A 4288-nucleotide genomic window follows, 5' to 3' on the forward strand; every position below is an offset into this window, starting at 1 on the left:
ACCAAATGGTGGATAAGGTCATCGTAGCGGGACGAGATGGTGTTCAGATTTTAACTTCAACAAAAGCAAACTAATCAACATAATAAGGAGACAGACTATGTCAAAATTTAATCGTATTCACTTGGTGGTACTGGATTCTGTGGGAATCGGTGCTGCACCTGATGCCAATAACTTTGTCAATGCAGGGGTTCCAGATGGAGCTTCTGACACACTGGGACACATTTCAAAAACAGTTGGTTTGAATGTGCCAAACATGGCTAAAATCGGTCTAGGAAATATTCCTCGCGAAACGCCTCTGAAGACGGTGCCAGCTGAAAGCAACCCAACAGGTTATGTAACGAAATTGGAAGAAGTTTCCCTTGGTAAGGATACTATGACTGGTCACTGGGAAATCATGGGACTCAACATTACCGAGCCTTTCGATACTTTCTGGAACGGATTCCCAGAAGAAATCTTGACAAAAATCGAAGAATTTTCAGGACGCAAGGTCATTCGTGAAGCCAACAAACCTTACTCAGGAACAGCTGTTATCGATGATTTCGGACCACGTCAAATGGAAACTGGGGAGTTGATTATCTATACTTCAGCTGATCCTGTTTTGCAGATTGCTGCCCACGAAGATATCATTCCTTTGGATGAATTGTACCGTATCTGTGAATACGCTCGTTCGATTACACTTGAACGTCCTGCCCTTCTAGGTCGTATCATTGCCCGTCCGTATGTTGGTGAACCAGGTAATTTCACTCGTACAGCAAACCGTCGTGACTTGGCCGTTTCCCCATTTGCACCAACTGTTTTGGATAAATTGAACGAAGCTGGCATCAATACGTATGCTGTTGGTAAAATCAACGATATCTTTAACGGTGCTGGTATCAACCATGACATGGGCCACAACAAGTCAAACAGCCACGGAATTGATACACTATTGAAGACCATGGGACTTGCTGAATTTGAAAAAGGATTCTCCTTCACAAACTTGGTTGACTTTGATGCCCTTTACGGACACCGCCGCAATGCTCATGGTTACCGTGATTGCTTGCATGAGTTTGACGAACGCTTGCCTGAAATTATCACAGCCATGAGAGAGGACGATCTTCTCTTGATTACTGCTGACCATGGAAATGACCCAACCTATGCTGGAACTGACCACACTCGTGAATATATTCCACTTTTAGCTTACAGCCCTGCTTTTAAAGGAAATGGTGTCATTCCAGTCGGACATTTTGCAGATATCTCAGCAACAGTTGCGGATAACTTTGGTGTTGAAACTGCCATGATTGGGGAAAGTTTCTTAGATAAATTGGTATAAGATGACGCGCTATGCTTTACTGGTAAGGGGCATTAATGTCGGTGGGAAAAATAAGGTTGTCATGGCGCAACTTCGTCAAGAACTGACAGAGTTGGGTTTGGAGAAGGTTGAGACCTACATCAACAGTGGCAATATTTTCTTTACTTCGACAGATCCCAAAGCCCAATTGGTTGAAAAGTTAGAGACTTTCTTTGAAATCCATTATCCATTTATTCAGAATTTTTCTTTACTGAGTCATGAAGACTATGAGGCGGAACTTGAAAATCTGCCTGAATGGTGGACCAATGATTTGGCACGAAAGGATGTCCTCTTTTACACGGAGGGTTTGGATGTGGCTAAAGTCATTGAGACAGTTGAAAGTTTGGAACTGAAAGATGAAATCGTTCATTTTGGAAGACTTGGGATTTTCTGGGGGAAATTCTCTGAAGAATCCTACTCTAAGACAGCCTATCACAAGTACCTACTCAAACTGCCATTCTATCGCCACATCACCATTCGCAATGCAAAAACTTTTGACAAAATCGGTCAAATGCTAAAAAATAATAAAGGAGACACAGAATGACATTTTTAGATAAGATCAAGGAAACAGCTGCTTTCCTGAAAGACAAGGGAATCCAAGCGCCTGAGTTCGGTTTAATCCTTGGATCAGGACTTGGAGAATTGGCGGAAGAAATCGAAAATCCAGTTGTAGTAGATTATGCAGATATACCAAACTGGGGCCGCTCTACAGTAGTCGGACACGCTGGGAAATTGGTATATGGTGAACTTGCAGGCCGTAAGGTCTTGGCTCTTCAAGGTCGCTTCCATTTCTACGAAGGCAATCCTCTTGAAGTGGTTACTTTCCCAGTACGTGTGATGAAAGTTCTCGGATGTGAAGGTGTCATTGTAACCAATGCAGCTGGTGGTATTGGCTATGGACCTGGTACCTTGATGGCTATCTCAGACCATATCAACATGACGGGTCAAAACCCATTGATGGGTGAAAACTTGGATGATTTTGGTCCACGTTTCCCAGATATGTCTAAAGCCTACACACCAGAATACCGTGCTACTGCCCATGAAGTGGCTAAAAAACTCGGTATCAAGCTTGATGAAGGTGTCTATATCGGTGTAACTGGTCCGACTTATGAAACACCTGCAGAAATTCGCGCCTATAAGACATTGGGAGCAGATGCAGTTGGTATGTCTACTGTTCCTGAAGTGATTGTGGCCGCTCACTCAGGTTTGAAAATTCTCGGTATTTCATGTATTACTAACCATGCTGCAGGCTTCCAAGAAGAACTCAACCACGAGGAAGTTGTGGAAGTAACTGAACGTGTCAAAGGTGACTTCAAGGGATTGCTTAAAGCTATTATTGTAGAATTGTAATCAATACTTATCATAGAAAGGTAGAGCGAGGTGTTCTGATTTGAACACGAGCGGAAAACTTTTCTAAAAACATTGAAAGGTAGGGTAGTTTGGTTTTGAATTGAACCCGAGCTATTCTCCTAATTATCATCTAAATTAAGAAAGAAAGGAATTGAACCCACCCTAAAAGCAGTGGGAAAAAGATAGTTGGTCTAGCGAGCATCGCTCACTGCACCCAACTCCTATTTTCCCTTCGCTTTTTGACGGGTTTGGTATCTTATATTATGTCTATCCATATTGCTGCTCAGCAGGGTGAAATTGCTGATAAAATTCTTCTTCCGGGGGATCCTCTTCGTGCGAAATTTATTGCGGAGAACTTCCTTGAAGATGCTGTTTGTTTTAACCAAGTGCGTAACATGTTTGGTTACACTGGTACTTACAAGGGCCACCGTGTATCTGTCATGGGAACTGGGATGGGGATGCCATCCATTTCGATCTACGCGCGTGAGTTGATTGTGGACTACGGTGTAAAGAAATTGATCCGTGTGGGAACTGCGGGTTCGTTAAACGAGGATGTTCATGTCCGTGAATTGGTTTTGGCGCAAGCAGCTGCAACTAACTCAAACATCATCCGCAACGACTGGCCACAGTATGATTTTCCACAAATCGCTAGCTTTGATTTGCTAGATAAGGCCTACCATATCGCCAAAGAACTTGGTATGACCACCCACGTTGGGAACGTTTTGTCATCAGATGTCTTTTACTCAAACTACTTTGAAAAGAACATTGAGCTTGGTAAATGGGGAGTTAAAGCTGTAGAAATGGAAGCAGCAGCTCTTTACTATCTTGCTGCCCAGCACCACGTTGATGCACTTGCTATCATGACCATTTCTGATAGCTTGGTCAATCCAGATGAAGACACCACTGCAGAAGAACGCCAAAATACCTTCACCGATATGATGAAGGTTGGTTTGGAAACCTTGATTGCAGAGTAAATTGTAAACGAAAATCCTGTTTTCAAGTGAAATCAGGATTTTTTCATAGATGCGATTTTTTCTGGGTCTGGTGTAACGCGGAGGGTCTTTTGTCCTGTGTAGGTTACAAAGCCAGGTTTTCCACCAGTTGGTTTGTTGAGTTTTTTCACTTCAATCATATCCACTTGCACGAGATTTGACAGGCGCCCTTTGGAAAAGTAGGCTGCTAGTTCGGCTGCGTCTGTCTTGACTTCGTCAGAAGGATTGAGATTTCCTGAGATGACGACATGGCTTCCAGGGATGTCCTTGGCATGGAACCAAAGTTCCTCCTTGCGGGCCATTTTAAAGGTTAGTTCCTCGTTTTGAAGATTGTTTCGACCGACATAGATAATGGTCTTCCCATCGCTTGCCAGATACTGTTCTGGTTTTTTGCGTTTCTGGATTTTTTCGCGTTGTCTTCTACGGATAAAACCGGTTTGGATCAATTCCTCACGGATTTCAGCGACTTCCTCCAGCCCAGCTTGGTTGAGAACCGTTTCGACACTTTCTAGATAAAGAATGGTAGCCTTGGTTTCCTCAATCAGCTCAGTAAGGTATTTGACAGCTTCTTTGAGTTTCTGGTAACGTTTAAAATAGCGTTGAGCATTCTGGCTGGGAG

At 43.2% G+C, this 4288-nt stretch carries 5 protein-coding genes; 4 read left to right on the forward strand and 1 reads right to left on the reverse strand.

All coding sequences use genetic code 11. The features are described from left to right. The first annotated feature begins 97 nt into the window (after window positions 1–97). The 4 genes from SORDD16_RS03880 (at window position 98) to deoD (ending at window position 3651) form a co-directional block, all read left to right on the forward strand. Window positions 98–1309: a phosphopentomutase gene (locus SORDD16_RS03880; protein WP_061452448.1), complete on the forward strand. Its 1212-nt coding sequence runs from the start codon at window positions 98–100 to the stop codon at window positions 1307–1309. A 1-nt stretch (window position 1310) separates the two neighbouring features. Then, window positions 1311–1871, forward strand: a complete 561-nt coding sequence (locus SORDD16_RS03885; protein WP_061452449.1) for a DUF1697 domain-containing protein — start codon at window positions 1311–1313, stop codon at window positions 1869–1871. Then, window positions 1868–2677 (forward strand): purine-nucleoside phosphorylase, encoded by an 810-nt coding sequence (locus tag SORDD16_RS03890; RefSeq protein WP_061452450.1) that lies wholly within the window; start codon window positions 1868–1870, stop codon window positions 2675–2677. The genes SORDD16_RS03885 and SORDD16_RS03890 overlap by 4 nt, the downstream gene beginning before the upstream one ends. A gap of 263 nt (window positions 2678–2940) precedes the next feature. Then, entirely contained in the window at window positions 2941–3651 is a 711-nt protein-coding gene (gene deoD / locus SORDD16_RS03895) for a purine-nucleoside phosphorylase (protein ID WP_061452451.1), read from the forward strand. A gap of 32 nt (window positions 3652–3683) precedes the next feature. Here the strand turns inward: deoD and SORDD16_RS03900 are convergent. Continuing rightward, window positions 3684–4288 (reverse strand): NFACT RNA binding domain-containing protein (locus SORDD16_RS03900; protein WP_164966481.1); only part of this gene is annotated, 605 nt, incomplete at its 5' end.

Origin of the sequence: Streptococcus oralis (genome assembly GCF_001578945.1) — a bacterium.
Classification (GTDB): Bacteria; Bacillota; Bacilli; order Lactobacillales; family Streptococcaceae; genus Streptococcus; species Streptococcus oralis_Q.

What these genes read in the sequence shown, in the direction of transcription:
- SORDD16_RS03890 (WP_061452450.1), top strand. Translation starts at nt 1,868, where the DNA reads ATGACATTTTTAGATAAGATCAAGGAAACAGCTGCTTTCCTGAAAGAC.
- deoD (WP_061452451.1), top strand. Translation starts at nt 2,941, where the DNA reads ATGTCTATCCATATTGCTGCTCAGCAGGGTGAAATTGCTGATAAAATT.
- SORDD16_RS03885 (WP_061452449.1), top strand. Translation starts at nt 1,311, where the DNA reads ATGACGCGCTATGCTTTACTGGTAAGGGGCATTAATGTCGGTGGGAAA.
- SORDD16_RS03880 (WP_061452448.1), top strand. Translation starts at nt 98, where the DNA reads ATGTCAAAATTTAATCGTATTCACTTGGTGGTACTGGATTCTGTGGGA.